Origin of the sequence: Ramlibacter sp., from assembly GCF_050250995.1 — a bacterium.
Taxonomy (GTDB): Bacteria; Pseudomonadota; Gammaproteobacteria; order Burkholderiales; family Burkholderiaceae_C; genus Ramlibacter.
The window spans coordinates 83,319-97,412 of the sequence record NZ_JBFWNP010000016.1 but is presented as its reverse complement, the minus strand read 5'-3'; the positions used below and the strand labels follow the sequence as shown (position 1 = coordinate 97,412).

At 68.3% G+C, this 14,094-nt stretch carries 16 protein-coding genes and 3 tRNA genes; 6 read left to right on the top strand and 13 right to left on the bottom strand.

Going from position 1 to position 14,094, the window contains the following annotated elements; genetic code table 11:
* From AB7E83_RS13110 to AB7E83_RS13055, 12 genes are all read right to left on the bottom strand, one after another.
* Window positions 1-136, bottom strand: a 136-nt coding sequence (locus AB7E83_RS13110; protein ID WP_428570107.1) for a GTP-binding protein, incomplete at its 3' end; no start/stop codon positions are given.
* A 38-nt stretch (window positions 137-174) separates the two neighbouring features.
* A tRNA-Thr gene (locus AB7E83_RS13105) sits at window positions 175-249 on the bottom strand.
* 64 nt (window positions 250-313) lie between these two features.
* Window positions 314-387, bottom strand: a tRNA-Gly gene (locus tag AB7E83_RS13100).
* A 47-nt stretch (window positions 388-434) separates the two neighbouring features.
* Window positions 435-520, bottom strand: a tRNA-Tyr gene (locus AB7E83_RS13095).
* Between the two features lie 51 nt (window positions 521-571).
* Complete coding sequence (locus tag AB7E83_RS13090) at window positions 572-1,279, bottom strand: uracil-DNA glycosylase (RefSeq protein WP_428570093.1); 708 nt, start codon at window positions 1,277-1,279, stop codon at window positions 572-574.
* On the bottom strand, window positions 1,279-2,070 hold the full coding sequence (trpC, locus tag AB7E83_RS13085; protein ID WP_428570091.1) for an indole-3-glycerol phosphate synthase TrpC: 792 nt from the start codon (window positions 2,068-2,070) through the stop codon (window positions 1,279-1,281). The genes AB7E83_RS13090 and trpC overlap by 1 nt, the downstream gene beginning before the upstream one ends.
* 15 nt (window positions 2,071-2,085) lie before the next feature.
* Window positions 2,086-3,117: an anthranilate phosphoribosyltransferase gene (gene trpD / locus AB7E83_RS13080; RefSeq protein WP_428570090.1), complete on the bottom strand. Its 1,032-nt coding sequence runs from the start codon at window positions 3,115-3,117 to the stop codon at window positions 2,086-2,088.
* Window positions 3,118-3,126: 9 nt separating this feature from the next.
* Entirely contained in the window at window positions 3,127-3,702 is a 576-nt protein-coding gene (locus tag AB7E83_RS13075; RefSeq protein ID WP_428570088.1) for an anthranilate synthase component II, read from the bottom strand.
* Window positions 3,699-5,219, bottom strand: a complete 1,521-nt coding sequence (locus tag AB7E83_RS13070) for an anthranilate synthase component I family protein (protein WP_428570086.1) — start codon at window positions 5,217-5,219, stop codon at window positions 3,699-3,701. The genes AB7E83_RS13075 and AB7E83_RS13070 overlap by 4 nt, the downstream gene beginning before the upstream one ends.
* A 210-nt stretch (window positions 5,220-5,429) precedes the next feature.
* The gene (gph, locus tag AB7E83_RS13065) at window positions 5,430-6,116 is read right to left on the bottom strand and encodes a phosphoglycolate phosphatase (RefSeq protein WP_428570085.1); all 687 of its coding nucleotides are present in this window, start codon (window positions 6,114-6,116) and stop codon (window positions 5,430-5,432) included.
* Window positions 6,117-6,156: 40 nt separating this feature from the next.
* On the bottom strand, window positions 6,157-8,313 hold the full coding sequence (locus tag AB7E83_RS13060) for a catalase (RefSeq protein ID WP_428570083.1): 2,157 nt from the start codon (window positions 8,311-8,313) through the stop codon (window positions 6,157-6,159).
* A 3-nt stretch (window positions 8,314-8,316) separates the two neighbouring features.
* Window positions 8,317-8,439 carry a hypothetical protein gene (locus AB7E83_RS13055; protein ID WP_428570081.1) on the bottom strand — a complete coding sequence of 41 codons (123 nt, stop codon included), beginning with the start codon at window positions 8,437-8,439 and terminating at the stop codon, window positions 8,317-8,319.
* Between the two features lie 205 nt (window positions 8,440-8,644).
* On the opposite strand from AB7E83_RS13055, the gene AB7E83_RS13050 reads away from it, so the two are divergent.
* A complete protein-coding gene (locus tag AB7E83_RS13050; protein ID WP_428570079.1) occupies window positions 8,645-8,878 on the top strand; it encodes a hypothetical protein in 234 nt (77 codons plus the stop codon).
* A gap of 70 nt (window positions 8,879-8,948) precedes the next feature.
* On the opposite strand, the gene rpe is transcribed toward AB7E83_RS13050, so the two are convergent.
* A complete protein-coding gene (gene rpe, locus AB7E83_RS13045) occupies window positions 8,949-9,632 on the bottom strand; it encodes a ribulose-phosphate 3-epimerase (RefSeq protein ID WP_428570077.1) in 684 nt (227 codons plus the stop codon).
* Between the two features lie 32 nt (window positions 9,633-9,664).
* On the opposite strand from rpe, the gene apaG reads away from it, so the two are divergent.
* From apaG to AB7E83_RS13020, 5 genes are all read left to right on the top strand, one after another.
* A complete protein-coding gene (gene apaG, locus AB7E83_RS13040; protein WP_428570075.1) occupies window positions 9,665-10,045 on the top strand; it encodes a Co2+/Mg2+ efflux protein ApaG in 381 nt (126 codons plus the stop codon).
* A gap of 22 nt (window positions 10,046-10,067) precedes the next feature.
* The gene (locus AB7E83_RS13035; protein WP_428570073.1) at window positions 10,068-11,327 is read left to right on the top strand and encodes a cation:proton antiporter; all 1,260 of its coding nucleotides are present in this window, start codon (window positions 10,068-10,070) and stop codon (window positions 11,325-11,327) included.
* A 103-nt stretch (window positions 11,328-11,430) separates the two neighbouring features.
* Window positions 11,431-12,498, top strand: a complete 1,068-nt coding sequence (locus AB7E83_RS13030; protein ID WP_428570106.1) for a YbdK family carboxylate-amine ligase — start codon at window positions 11,431-11,433, stop codon at window positions 12,496-12,498.
* A 31-nt stretch (window positions 12,499-12,529) separates the two neighbouring features.
* On the top strand, window positions 12,530-13,483 hold the full coding sequence (thiL, locus tag AB7E83_RS13025; RefSeq protein ID WP_428570071.1) for a thiamine-phosphate kinase: 954 nt from the start codon (window positions 12,530-12,532) through the stop codon (window positions 13,481-13,483).
* Window positions 13,465-14,079 (top strand): thermonuclease family protein, encoded by a 615-nt coding sequence (locus AB7E83_RS13020; RefSeq protein WP_428570070.1) that lies wholly within the window; start codon window positions 13,465-13,467, stop codon window positions 14,077-14,079. Before thiL ends, AB7E83_RS13020 begins: the two co-directional genes overlap by 19 nt.
* Window positions 14,080-14,094 lie beyond the last annotated feature (15 nt).

The following is a 14,094-nucleotide window of genomic DNA, read 5'->3' as shown; positions in this document are numbered from 1 at the left end:
CCTTGGCTTCGCCGCCGAACTTGGTCGCCAGCACCGAGGTGATTGCCGCCGTGAGCGTCGTCTTGCCATGGTCCACGTGACCGATGGTGCCCACGTTCATGTGCGGCTTGGTCCGCTCGAATTTACCCTTTGCCATTTTTCGTTCTCCGAAAAAGTAACCACATTCACTGAAACTGGTGCCCTTGGCGGGAATCGGACCCGCGACCTCTCCCTTACCAAGGGAGTGCTCTACCACTGAGCCACAAGGGCGAATTCTCTATACGCCACAAGGGCGAATTCTCTGCACAACTCTGTACTGCGCCGGCAACCAGCCTGGAGCGGGAAGCGGGAATCGAACCCGCGTCATTAGCTTGGAAGGCTAAGGTTCTGCCATTGAACTACTCCCGCACTTCAACAACACCGCATCACCGTACCGACTCCCTTTTTCAGGAAGCTGGTGGAGGAGGCTGGATTCGAACCAGCGTAGGCGTAAGCCAACAGATTTACAGTCTGCCCCCTTTAGCCACTCGGGCACCCCTCCGGCGAACCTCGAAATATAGCACGGATCATCGGACGATGCCCCACCCCTGCGTCAGAAAACGCCGTCGACGCCGCGCTCGGCCAGCCACGACCGCGCCCGGACGAAGTGCCCGCAGCCGATGAAGGGCACGGGCGGGCGGAGCGCGGACAGGGGAGAAGGATGATTCGCCGCGAGGATCAGTGCGTCGCGACCGTGTTGGAGCGCGGTCGTGCGAATCAGTTCCGATTTGGCCTGCGCATGCGCGCCCCAGAGCAGGTAGACGCACGGCGAGGCGGTGGCTGCCACCTTGGCCAGGAGCGCATCGGTCAGCGCCTCCCAGCCCTTGCGGGCATGGCTGCCGGCCTGGCCCGCCTCGACCGTGAGGCTCGTGTTGAGCAACAGGACGCCACGCCGCGCCCAGTCGACGAGCGAGCCCGAAGCCGCGTCGCGGCCGAGCTCCTTGAAGATGTTGCGCAGCGACGGCGGCGGCTTCACGCCGTCGGGGACCGAGAACGCGAGGCCGTGCGCCTGGCCCGGGCCGTGGTACGGGTCCTGGCCGAGCACGACCGCGCGGACCCCGGCCAGCGGCGTCAGCTCCAGCGCCTTGAAGGGCGTGGGCGGGTAGACGATGGCGCCGGCGGCAAGGCGCTCGCGCATGAAAACGTCGAGCGCCACGCCTTCCCGGCTGCGCAGGAATTCGCGGATCACCTCCGCCCAGCCCTCGGCCACGGGCCAGGACTCGGGCGCCCACGCTTCGAGCCGATCTCCCGGCGATTCCATCAGCCGCCGAACAGCCGTGCGAGCGCCTCACCCGGGTCGTCCGCGCGCATGAACGCCTCGCCAACCAGGAAGGCATGGATTCCCGCGTCGCGCATGCGTTTCACGTCGGCGGGACCCAGGATGCCCGACTCGGTCACTAGCAACCGGTCCTTCGGCACGTCCGCGAGCATGCCCAGCGTGGTGTCGAGCGACACCTCGAAAGTGCGCAGGTTACGGTTGTTGATGCCGACCAGCGGCGTCTTCAGCTTCAGCGCGCGTTGCAGCTCGTCGCGGTCATGGACTTCGACGAGCACCGCCATGTCGAGCCCGTGCGCCACCGCTTCCAGCTCGCTCATCCGGGCGTCGTCGAGGCACGCGGCGATCAGCAGGATGCAGTCGGCGCCCATCGCGCGCGACTCGTACACCTGATACGCATCGACCATGAAGTCCTTGCGCAGCACCGGCAGGTCGCACGACGCGCGGGCCTGCTTGAGGTAGTCGACGCTGCCCTGGAAAAACTGCCGGTCGGTCAGCACCGAGAGGCAGGCGGCGCCATGCTCGGCGTAGCTCTGCGCGATATCGGCGGGAATGAAGTCCTCGCGCAGCACGCCCTTGCTCGGGCTCGCCTTCTTCACTTCGGCGATGACGGCGGCGCGGCCGGCGGCGATCTTTCCGCGCAGCGCGCCTTCGAAGTCCCGCGTCAGCACGCGGCTTTCGGCGTCCGCGCGCACGACCTCGAGCGGCTTCTTCTTTTGCGCCGCCGCGATTTCCTCGCGCTTCACGGCGACGATCTTGTCGAGAATGTCGGACATGTCGCTGGACCCGGCTCAGCTCGCGAGCGATTTCGACACGCGGGCGAGGTCCTCGAGCTTCTTCTTCGCGGCGCCCGACTCCACCGCCGCGCGCGCCTTCGCGATGCCATCCGCGATGCTCGTCGCCACATTGGCCGCATACAGCGCCGCGCCCGCGTTCAGGATGACGATGTCGCGCGCCGGCCCGGGCTGGTTGTCGAGCACGCCGCGCATCATGGCGCTCGACTGCTCCGGCGTGTCGACCTTCAGCGCACGGCTGCCCGACATCGGCAGGCCGAAGTCTTCCGGGTGGATCTCGTATTCGCTGATCTCGCCGTCCTTCAGCTCGCCCACCAGCGTGGCCGCGCCGAGGCTCACCTCGTCCATGCCGTCGCGGCCATAGACCACCAGGGCATGCTCGGCGCCAAGTCGCTGCAGCGCGCGGATCTGGATGCCCACCAGGTCCGCATGGAACACGCCCATGAGGATGTTGGGCGCGCTCGCCGGGTTGGTGAGCGGGCCGAGGATGTTGAAGATCGTGCGCACGCCCATTTCCTTGCGCACCGGCGCCACGTTCTTCATGGCCGGATGGTGGTTGGGCGCGAACATGAAGCCGATGCCGACCTCGGCAATGCATTTCGCGATGGCTTCGGGCGGCAAGCCGATGTTCAGGCCGAGCGCTTCGAGCACGTCCGCGCTGCCGCTCTTGCTGGAGACGCTGCGTCCGCCGTGCTTGCTCACCTTCGCGCCCGCCGCCGCCGCGACGAACATCGAACACGTCGAGATGTTGAAGGTGTGGGAACCGTCGCCGCCCGTGCCCACGATGTCGACCAGATGCGTCTTGTCGGCGACGTGGACCTTGGTCGAGAACTCGCGCATGACCTGCGCCGCGGCCGTGATCTCGCCGATCGTTTCCTTCTTCACGCGCAGGCCGGTGATGATGGCCGCCGTCATGACGGGCGAGAGTTCGCCGCTCATGATGAGCCGCATGATCCGCAGCATCTCGTCGTGGAAGATCTCGCGGTGCTCGATGGTGCGCTGCAGCGCTTCCTGGGGAGTGATGGACATGGGGTTCTCCTAAGACGTCTGCTCGAGGAAGTTGCGCAGCATCGCGTGGCCGTGCTCGGTGAGGATCGATTCGGGGTGGAACTGCACGCCCTCGATGGGCAGCGACGCATGCCGCACGCCCATGATCTCGCCGTCGTCCGTCCACGCGGTGCGCTTCAGCGCCGCCGGGCAGGTGTCGCGCTCGATCGCGAGCGAGTGATAGCGGTTGACGGTGAATTTCTCCGGCAGCCCCGCGAACACGCCTTCGCGCGTGGTGGTGATCACGCTCGTCTTGCCGTGCATCAGCTGCTGCGCGCGGACGATCCTGCCGCCCAGCGCCGCGCCGATGCTCTGGTGGCCCAGGCACACGCCGAGGATGGGCAGCTTGCCGGCGAAATGCTGGATCGCCTCGACCGAAATGCCCGCTTCGGCCGGCGAGCACGGGCCGGGCGAGATCACGAGGCGGTCGGGATTCCTCGCGGCCACGCCCGCGACGTCGATCTCATCGTTGCGGAACACCTCGACCTGCGCGCCGAGCTCCGCGAAATACTGCACCAGGTTGTAGGTGAAGCTGTCGTAGTTGTCGATCATCAGAAGGCGGGTCATTCCAAGCCCTCCTCGACCAGCTCGGAAGCGCGAAGCAGCGCGCGCGCCTTCGCCTCGGTCTCCTTCCACTCCAGCTCGGGCACCGAATCGGCCACCACGCCGGCTGCCGCCTGGACGTAGAGCATCTGGTCCTTCACGATCCCGGTGCGGATGGCGATGGCCACGTCCATGTCGCCCGCATAACTGAGGTAGCCGCATGCGCCGCCATACAGGCCGCGCTTGTTCGGCTCGAGCTTGTCGATCAGCTCCATCGCATGCACCTTCGGCGCGCCGCTCAGCGTGCCCGCGGGGAAAGTCGCTCGCAGCACGTCCATGTTGGTCATGCCGTCGTTGAGCACGCCCTCGATGTTGCTCACGAGGTGCATCACGTGGCTGTAGCGCTCGACGATGAAAGCCTCGGTGACCTTGACCGTGCCGGTCTTCGAGATGCGGCCGATGTCGTTGCGGGCCAGGTCGATCAGCATCACGTGCTCCGCGCGCTCCTTGGGGTCGGCGACGAGTTCATGCTCGGCCACCTTGTCCTGCTCCGGGGTGGCCCCGCGCGGGCGCGTGCCCGCGAGCGGCCGGATCGTGATCTTCTGGCCCTCGGGCGTGTGCTCCTGCCGCACCAGGATCTCCGGCGACGCGCCCACCACGTGGAAGTCGCTCGCCGTGCCGTCCGCGCCCGTGAGGTTGTAGTAGTACATGTACGGGCTCGGATTCAGCGAGCGCAGCGCGCGGTACAGCGACAGCGGCGACTCGGTGTACCGCTTCCTGATGCGCTGGCCGACCTGCACCTGCATGAAATCGCCCGCCGCGATCAGTTCCTTCGCCTGCTCCACGGCCCGCAGGTAATCGGCCTTGGCGAATTCGCGCTCGGCCGGGAAACCCTGCGATGCCTTCACCACCGGCGCGCTCACCGAATACTTCAACTGCTCCTTCAGCTCGCGCAGCCGCTTCTTGCCGTTGGAATACGCCTCGGGCTTGCCGGGGTCGGCATAGACGATGAGATACAGCTTGCCGGACAGGTTGTCGATGACCGCGAGTTCCTCACACTGCAGCAGCAGGATGTCGGGGCAGTGCAGCGTGTCGGTGGGGCAGGACTTCTCGAGCTTCTTCTCGATGTGGCGCACGGTGTCGTAGCCGAAGTAGCCCGCGAGACCGCCGCAGAATCGCGGCATGCCCGGGCGCAGCGCGACCTTGAAGCGCTTCTGGTAGGTCTCGACGAAGTCCAGCGGATTGCCGCGGAAGGTCTCGACGACCTGTCCGTCGGTCACCACTTCCGTGACCGCCTCCGCGCCGAAGCCGCTCGAGCGCAGGAGCGTGCGCGCCGGCAGGCCGATGAAGCTGTAGCGGCCGAAGCGCTCGCCGCCCACCACGGACTCCAGCAGGAACGAGAGCCGCCCGCCATCCTTGGCGTGCGCGAGCTTCAGGTACAGCGACAGCGGCGTTTCGAGGTCCGCGAAGGCTTCCGCGATGAGCGGAATGCGGTTGAAGCCTTGCAGCGCAAGACTTTTGAATTCGAGTTCGGTGTTCAAGGGATTCGAGCCTCCACAAGCCCGGCGGCGATGACCGCCTTCTGAAAAATGATGCCCCGGTTGGCGGGGCGCGGGGGCACGGGCTGCCCCGTGCTTTCAGGTGCGCACGTGATCAGGCTTGCGCCAGGGCCAGGCTCCCCGGTCGCTGCAACCTGTGATGTTCGTGCGGTGGATGAACATGGGGCCAGTGTAGCAAAGAGCTGGCGACGCTCAACCCGGCGCTCGAGCCGCGAGTTCGGCGAGCGTGTCGACGAAGCCATCCGCATCGACGCCGCGGACCGGCTCGCCGTGGTTGTAGCCATAGGTCACGAGGATCACGGGGCAGCCGGCCGCGCGGGCCGCTCGCGCGTCGTTGCTCGAGTCGCCGATCATCAGCGTGCGCGCCGGTTCGATCCCCAGCGCCTCGCAGGTCTTCAGCAGCGGCAACGGATCGGGCTTCTTGCGCTCGAAGGCGTCGCCGCCGAAGACGACATCGAAGAATCCATCCAGTCCCTTGCCTGCCAGCAGCGGGGTCGTGAAGGCCGTCGGCTTGTTGGTGAGGCAGGCAAGCTTCAGCCCCCGCGCCTTCAGCCCGGTCAATCCTTCGACGACGCCGGGGAAGACGTCGGCATGCCGCCCGTTGATCGCGAGGTAGTGCCGCTGGTAGGCGTCCCACGCCCGCGGATAGAACGAGTCGCTCGCGCCGATGTGCGCGAGCACCGAACGAATGAGGTGCTCGGAGCCCTTGCCGACCATCGCGCCCAGCACGTCGCGCGCGATGGGCGGAAGGCCCAGCTCGCGCAGCACGGCGCCGAGAGCGGCGTCGAAGTCGCCGAGGGTGTCGACCATCGTCCCGTCGAGGTCGACGATGGCGGCGGCGAGTCCGCGAAAGCGGTCGCCGTGGAGAATGCTGCTCATGCGGGCGAGACTATCACCCGCGCAGGGCGACGGAAGAGTCTCAGGCCGGTGTCGCGTCGACGTGCGCGCGCATCCAGTGCCGGTGGCGGCCGATCGCGGCGATGAAGTCCTGCGCGAGCTGGTTGCGCGCCACCGGGTCGTTGGTGCCGACCAGGACGCCATCGACCGCCAGGTCCTCGGCCAGCGACGGATGCCCCTTCTTCAGCAGCTCGGCCGCTTCGCCGATCACGCAGATCGCCTTGCAATGCCGGTACGCCTCCAGCACGAAATGCAGCGCATCGCCATTGGCCAGCAACGCCTGGGCGCTGTTCGCGCCGCCGGGCACCAGCACCGCGTCGAACATGACCGAGGGCATGGCGGCGAAGGTGTGGTCCACCGGCACCTGCTGCCCCGACGACGACGCCACCGAGCCCAGATGCGCGGCGACGACGCGCGTCGTCGCGCCCGCCTCCTGCAGCGCCTGCTGGATCACCTTGTACGCCCCGAGCTCGACGCCGGGCGCCATCAACACGGCGACCTTGCGACCGTGGATGGACGATCCCTGCGTTTCCATGCTCAGGGAGGCCGAACGTTCGATCGTCTTCGTAGGCGCCGCCTCGCGAAAGCCCGAGCGGCCCGCGGCGGCGCGTGCATCCGGCGCGCCGATGCCCAGCGGCTCGGCGACCTTGCGCGCGAGCTTCGCATCGACGTGCGCGAGGTTGTCGACGACGCGCTGGCGGATCGCCGCCGTTTCCACGCGCGACAGCTCGTACTGGAACGCCGCGACGATGTGTTCCTTCTCCGCCGTGCTCTGGCTGTTCCAGAACAGCGTGGCCTGGCTGAAGTGATCGTCGAAGCCGGGGCTGCGCCGCCGGCCCTTCGGCGGGTCGGTGTCCTCCGGCCAGCTCTGGAAGCCCTGCTGGCCGCCGTCCATGCGGAATTCGGAACCCGTCGCGAGCGTGTTCGGTTCGTACGAAACACGCCCCTTGGGAATCGTGAACCGCTGGAGGCCGTCGCGATGCAGGTTGTGCATGGGGCAGACGCCGCGGTTGATGGGCAATTCGTGATGGTTCGGCCCGCCCAGGCGCGCGAGCTGCGCATCGCCGTACGAGAAGAGCCGCCCCTGCAGCACCGGGTCGTTCGAGAAATCGATGCCCGGCACGACGTGGCCGGGGTTGAACGCAACCTGCTCGGCCTCGGCGAAGAAGTTCTCCGGATTGCGGTTGAGCACCAGCTTGCCAACGATGGTGACGCCCACCATCTCCTCGGGCACCAGCTTGGTCGGGTCGAGCAGATCGATGCCGAGCGACGCCACCTTGGAATCCTCGATGAACTGCACGCCGAGCTCCCACTCCGGGTAGTCGCCGCGCTCGATCGCATCCCACAGGTCGCGCCGCAGGAAATCGGGGTCCTTCCCCGCGAGGCGCTGCGCCTCGTCCCAGGCCAGCGCGTGCTTGCCGAGCTTCGGCCGCCAGTGGAACTTCACGAAGTGCGAAACGCCTCGCGCATTGATCATGCGGAAGGTGTGGACGCCGAAGGCCTCGAGCATCCGCCAGCTGCGCGGCAGCGCCCGGTCGGACATCAGCCACATCAGCGCGTGCGTGCATTCGGGCACGAGCGAGGCGAAGTCCCAGAACGTGTCGTGCGCGCTCGACGCCTGCGGCATGTCGTGGTGCGGCTCGGGCTTGAGGGCGTGGATGAAGTCGGGATACTTCATCGCGTCCTGCACGAAGGACACGGGCGCGTTGCCGCCGACCAGGTCGTAGTTGCCTTCGCGCGTGTAGAACTTCACCGCGAAACCCCGGAAGTCGCGCACGGTGTCGGCGCTGCCGCGCGCGCCGGTGAGGTTGGAAAAGCGCACGAACACGGGCGTTCGGCCGCCGACTTCCTGCAGGAAATCGGCGCGCGTGTATTCGACGAGCGGGCGCGTGAGCTCGAAGTAGCCGTGGGCCGCGGCCCCGCGCGCATAGACCACGCGCTCCGGAATGCGTTCGCGGTCGAAATGCACGAGCTTCTCGCGCAGCACGAAGTCCTCGAGCAGGGTCGGGCCGCGTGCGCCGGCCCGGAGCGAATTGTGGTTGTCCGCGACGACGACGCCGCTGTCGGTGGTCAGAACCGGCTCCAGCGCCTGCGAGAAACCCTCGAGCTGCTTGGTCTTGGCGGCCGCCTGCTCCCCGGGCTTGGGCTTGCCGCGCGAATCGGATCGGGAGGCCGCCACGGATCAGGACGCTTCGAGGTCGACCGCGGCTGCGATCATGTTCGCCAGTGCGGCGAGCGCAAACGCGCCGGCGCCGCCGGCGGCGCACCAGACCAGCCAATCGGGGGCCGCGGCGAGCATGTCCATGATCTCTTCTCCTTGAGCGCTTTGGATGTGTGACGCCTTGAATTGAACCAAGCTCCGCCGCAGCGGACCGTAGCCATGCGGCGTTCGCATTTGTCGGCGGCGGACGGCGGCAACGGTAGGACGCATCCGACAGGAAAAAAGGGTTCGTTTTCCTACAAGCCAGCATCGCACGAGCAGGCAGGATGGCGCTTCGAAAGGACCCGCCATGCCCACCGACGCCAGCAAAGGCCAGACCATTCCCGTTCAGGGAGAGACGCAGGAGCGGGTGCCGCGCGCGCCGCACGAGCGCGACGAATCCGCCGGCAGCCCGCAAGGCCATGAGCCCTCGGGCAAGGCGATCGGCACGGTCGCGCACGACGACCTGAAGAAGGGCCGCACCGACACCGACAGGGGGCCGGTGCTGGATGCGACCTACGAGAAGGAATTCAGGAAAGGATAGAGATCCATCCTGGATCCGGAAGCCCTGGATCCCCGCCTTCGCGGGGATGACGAACTTTGCCCGGGGGCCTTCAGCTCGCGACCGCGCCGCGCATGGCCGAGATGACCTTGGCGTAATCCTTCTGCCCGAAGATCGCGCTGCCGGCCACGAAGGTGTCCGCGCCCGCGGATGCGACGCGCGCGATGTTCTCGGCCTTGATGCCGCCGTCGACCTCCAGCCGGATGTCGCGGCCGCTCGCATCGATGCGCTTGCGCGCCTGCTCGATCTTGCGCAGCGCCGAATCGATGAAGCTCTGACCGCCGAACCCCGGGTTGACGCTCATGATGAGGATGAGGTCGATGTCGTCGATGGTCCAGTCGAGCACGTCGAGCGGCGCCGCCGGGTTGAAGGTGAGCCCGGCCTTGCAGCCTTTCGACTTGATGGCCTGAACGCTGCGATGGACATGCGCCGACGCATCGGGGTGGAAGCTGATGTAGTCGGCTCCCGCCTCGGCGAACGCCTGAGCGAGCGCATCGACCGGTTGCACCATCAGATGCACGTCGATCGGCACGGCCGAGCCGTCGGCGCGCTTCGCGTGAGGCTTCAGCGCCTGGCAGATCATCGGGCCGAAGGTCAGGTTGGGCACGTAATGGTTGTCCATCACGTCGAAGTGGATCCAGTCGGCGCCCGCCGCGATGACGTCGCGCAGTTCCTCGCCCAGCCGGGCGAAGTCCGCGGAGAGAATCGATGGGGCGATACGGTAGTTACGGGCCATCGGGGCATTGTCGCGCATGTACCATTCGCGCCATGGCCCAATACCAAGTTCGCGTGGAAGTGCAGCCGCAGTACCTGGCCGATCAGTCCTCGCCGGAGGACGACGTGTACGCCTTCGCGTACACGATCACGATCGCCAACACCGGCGGCGTGCCGGCCCAGCTGATCTCGCGGCACTGGATCATCACCGACGCCACGGGGCAGGTGGAGGAGGTCAGGGGCCTCGGCGTCGTCGGGCACCAGCCGCTGCTCAAGCCCGGCGAGGCGTTCGAGTACACGAGCGGCTGCCGCCTGCGCACGGCCAGCGGCACGATGCAGGGCAGCTATTTCTTCGTCGCCGAGGACGGACATCGCTTCGATGTGGAGATTCCGATGTTCGTGCTCGACGACGGAACGACGCGCGTGCTCCACTGAGCGCGCGTTCACCGGAGACTCGATGAACGAAATCATGGCGATCTGGGCCGACTGGATCAAACCGTCGGCCGGCCTGCCCACCGTGCAGTGGTCACTGCTGCTCGCGGTGGCCGCGGCCGCCGGCCACCTGCTCCAGCGGCACGCGGGCCTGCCGAAGGTGGTGGGGTATTCGCTGGTGGGCACCATCGCGGGCCTCGCCGGTTTTTCCGGCGCGGTGTGGCCGCTGCAGGGCGTCGCGCTCTTCCTGCTCGAGCTCGGCGTGTCCGTCGTGCTGTTCGAAGCCGGCGGGCGCATCGCGCTGCGCTGGTTCCGGCACAACCCGATGGTGCTGCTGCAGAGCCTGGCCGAGTCGGTGCTGACGGCGCTCTTCGTGTTCTACGTCCTGCGGTGGATGGACGTGCGCGCGCCCGTGGCCGAGGCGGTGGCGCTGATCGCGATGGCGGCGTCCCCGGCGGTGCTGAGCCGCGTCATGATGGACACGCAGGCCACCGGCCCCGTGACCGAGCGCGCGATGGTGCTGTCGACCCTGAGCACCTTCTACGCGCTCACGCTCGTCAGCGCGCGCGCAGGCACCATGCACCGGCCGCACACGGACGTGGTCGCCACGCTCTATCCCGTGGCGGTCGTGCTCGGGATCTCCATCGTCGTCGGCGCCGTGCTCGCGCTCGTCTTGCGGATGGCCTTGCGCGCCATGAGCCCGACGAGCGAGAACACCACGATCCTGCTGGTGACGCTGATCGCGGCGGGCACCGCGCTTGCGGCGCACTTCGGCGGCTCCGCGCCGCTCGCGGCGCTGCTGGGCGGCGTGCTGCTGAAGCAGCTGAATCCCCGGCCCTGGGCCTGGACGCGGCAACTCGGCAGCGCCGTCTCCCTGCTCACCATGCTGATGTTCGTGCTGGTGTCCGTGGTGGCCGCCAAGGCCGACTGGAATCCAGCCGTCGCGGGCCTCGTGCTCGCCATCGTCGCCGCGCGCGGCGTCGCGAAGGTCGGCGGCGTCCTCCTCGCCAACTGGGGCAGCGGCACCAGCTGGCGCCAGGCCGTGTGGATGGGCTGCGCCATGTCGCCGATGTCCTCGGTGGCGCTTCTGCTCGTCTCGCAGTTCGTCGCTTCGTCGCTCACCCTCGGGCCTCGCATCGCCAGCATCGCGCTGCCCGCGATCCTGCTGATGGAAGTGCTGGGCGCGATCATCGCCACCTTCGCGATCTACCGCGCGGGGGAGTCGAGCAAGCCGTGGGCGCCTCGACGGGGCGCGGGCGCGGAACCGGGAGAAGCTCGTGGCTGAGGGGACCCCTGACGTGCAAGGCACGGCGCGGACCGCGGAGCAGGCGCCGGGGCTGGAGCCCTTCGCGCGCTCCGACCCGCTCACGCTCGGTGTCGAGCTCGAGATGCAGCTGGTGAACACGCACGACTACGACCTCGCGCCGTATTCGCACGAGATGCTGCGGCTGATGTCGAAGATCCCGCTGCCCGGCTCGGTCGTGCCCGAGATGACCTCGAGCATGATCGAGGTGTCCACCGGCATCTGCCGGTCGGCCGCCGAGGTGCTGGAGCAGCTCGGCGCGATGCGCGACGCGCTCGTGCGCTGCGCGGACAAGCTCAACATCGCGGTGGTCGGCGGCGGGACGCATCCGTTCCAGCAGTGGCACGAGCAGCGCATCTACGACCGCCCGCGCTTTCGCCAGCTGTCGGAGCTGTACGGCTACCTGTCGAAGCAGTTCACGATCTTCGGCCAGCACGTCCACATCGGCTGCCCGGACGCGGACGCGGCGCTGCTCATGCTGCACCGCATGTCGCGCTACATCCCGCACTTCATCGCGCTGTCGGCCAGCTCGCCCTACGTGCAGGGGCAGGACACGCAGTTCGATTCGGCGCGGCTGAATTCGGTGTTCGCCTTCCCGATGTCGGGCCGCGCGCCCTTCACGCTGTCGTGGGACGAGTTCGGCCACTTCTTCGCCAAGACCACGAAGACCGGCGTGGTCAAGAGCATGAAGGACTTCTACTGGGACATCCGCCCCAAGCCCGAGTTCGGCACCATCGAGATCCGCGTCTTCGACACGCCGATGACGGTGGAGCGAGCGGCCGCCCTGTCCGGCTTCGTCCAGTCGCTCGCGGCGTGGTTCCTGCGCGAGCAGCCGTTCACGCCGCGCGAGGACGACTACATGGTCTACACCTACAACCGATTCCAGGCCTGCCGCTTCGGACTCGACGCCGTGTACGTGGAGCCGGAGACGGGCGAGCACATGCCGCTGCGCGAGCACATCGTCTCGACGCTGCGGCGCATCGACGCGCATGCGCAGGACATCGGCGCCACCTCGGCCATCGACATGCTCGCGCTGTCGGCGGACCTCGGGGCGAACGACGCGAAATGGATCCGCGAGACGCAGTCCCGCGAGCAGTTGCTGGCCGAGGTCGTGCGGCAGGCGGCGCAGCGGTTCCGGGGGGAGCGTCGATAAGCGCCGGGGGCCGGACCGCTATGCTCTCCCCATGGGCGAGTTCGACCTCATCGCACGCTACTTCCGCCGGCCGGTCACGCGCAACGTGCTCGGCGTCGGGGACGACTGCGCGCTGCTGCAACCCGCCGCCGGCATGCAGCTCGCCGTCTCGTCGGACATGCTGGTGGAAGGCCGGCACTTCCTCTCCACCGTCGACCCCGCGCGGCTCGGCCACAAGTCGCTCGCCGTCAACCTGAGCGACCTCGCCGCCTGCGGCGCGCGGCCGCTCGCATTCACGCTGGCGCTGGCGATGCCGCGGGTGGAAGAAAGCTGGCTCGAAGGCTTTTCGCGCGGCCTGCTCGCATTGGCCGACGCGCACCGCTGCGAGCTCGTCGGCGGCGACACCACGCGCGGACCGCTAGCGATCTGCATCACGGTGTTCGGCGAGATCGCGCCCGGCACGGCCTTGCTGCGCTCGGGCGCCCGCGTGGGCGACGACCTCTGGGTGAGCGGCGCGGTTGGTGACGCGCGGCTCGCGCTCGAGGCGTTTCGCGGCACGCTGTCGCTGCCTTCGGATGCGTTCGAACAGGCACGCGTCCGCATGGAACAACCGCAGCCGCGCGTCGAACTCGGATTGGCCTTGCAAGGCATCGCCACCTCGGCCATCGACATCAGCGACGGGCTCGCCGGCGACCTGGGCCACGTGCTGCGCGCCTCGAACGTCGGCGCACGCATCGAGGCCGCGGCCGCCAGCACGCTGATGGCGGCGACCTGCGAGCTGCCCGACCTGCTGCGTCTGGAGTACGTCCTGGCCGGGGGCGACGACTACGAACTCGCCTTCACCGCGCCCGCGGACCGGCGCGAGGCGGTGCTCGAGGCCGGCTTGCGCAGCGGGACCGACGTGACGCGCATCGGAGCGATCGAGGCGCAGCCCGGCTTGCGCATCGTCGACGGCGAAGGCGCGCCCGTGGCGCTTCGGGTCGAATCGTGGGACCATTTCGCGTGACCGGGGCGCGGCTTCACGGCGAGCGGCGGCGCAATGAGTCGCTTTGCGATGCGGGGGCCGGCTGCGCAGGTCAAGCGCCCCTCGCGCCCTTCGCGTCTCTCGCCAACCTCGTCCTCTTCCTGTTTCTCGGAGCCGTCGGCGCGACCGCGACGGCCTCCACCGGTGCGCCGACGGAGCCCGTGCGCGTCACCCACGTCACCGACGGCGACACACTGTGGGTGCGCGGCACCGAGGGCACGCGCCGTTCCGTGCGGCTGCAGGGCATCGACGCGCCCGAGTCGTGCCAGCCCTACGGAGCGCAGTCGCGCGAGGCGCTGCTGCGCCGGCTCGATGGCCAGCGTGTCGCGCTGCGCACGCGCGGCCGCGACGACTTCCAGCGCGAGATCGGCGACGTACGGCATCGCGGCGAAGACATCGGCGCCTGGCTCGTGGCAAACGGCCACGCCTGGGCGCAGCGCTTCCACGGCCGGCCCTCGCCCGCGCGCTACGCGAAGCTCGAAGCGCAGGCGCGCGAGGCGCATCGGGGCCTCTGGGCCGAGGGCTCGCCGATGCATCCGCAAGAATTCCGCCGGCGGCATGGCCGCTGCCCTCGCTGACATCGGCGACATTGC

Coding starts and splice junctions, on each gene's coding strand:
- AB7E83_RS13090 (WP_428570093.1), bottom strand. CDS start 1,279: ATGGAATCGCCGGGAGATCGGCTCGAAGCGTGGGCGCCCGAGTCCTGG.
- trpC (WP_428570091.1), bottom strand. CDS start 2,070: ATGTCCGACATTCTCGACAAGATCGTCGCCGTGAAGCGCGAGGAAATC.
- trpD (WP_428570090.1), bottom strand. CDS start 3,117: ATGTCCATCACTCCCCAGGAAGCGCTGCAGCGCACCATCGAGCACCGC.
- AB7E83_RS13075 (WP_428570088.1), bottom strand. CDS start 3,702: ATGACCCGCCTTCTGATGATCGACAACTACGACAGCTTCACCTACAAC.
- gph (WP_428570085.1), bottom strand. CDS start 6,116: ATGAGCAGCATTCTCCACGGCGACCGCTTTCGCGGACTCGCCGCCGCC.
- AB7E83_RS13055 (WP_428570081.1), bottom strand. CDS start 8,439: ATGGACATGCTCGCCGCGGCCCCCGATTGGCTGGTCTGGTGCGCCGCC.
- AB7E83_RS13050 (WP_428570079.1), top strand. CDS start 8,645: ATGCCCACCGACGCCAGCAAAGGCCAGACCATTCCCGTTCAGGGAGAG.
- rpe (WP_428570077.1), bottom strand. CDS start 9,632: ATGGCCCGTAACTACCGTATCGCCCCATCGATTCTCTCCGCGGACTTC.
- apaG (WP_428570075.1), top strand. CDS start 9,665: ATGGCCCAATACCAAGTTCGCGTGGAAGTGCAGCCGCAGTACCTGGCC.
- AB7E83_RS13035 (WP_428570073.1), top strand. CDS start 10,068: ATGAACGAAATCATGGCGATCTGGGCCGACTGGATCAAACCGTCGGCC.
- AB7E83_RS13030 (WP_428570106.1), top strand. CDS start 11,431: ATGCAGCTGGTGAACACGCACGACTACGACCTCGCGCCGTATTCGCAC.
- thiL (WP_428570071.1), top strand. CDS start 12,530: ATGGGCGAGTTCGACCTCATCGCACGCTACTTCCGCCGGCCGGTCACG.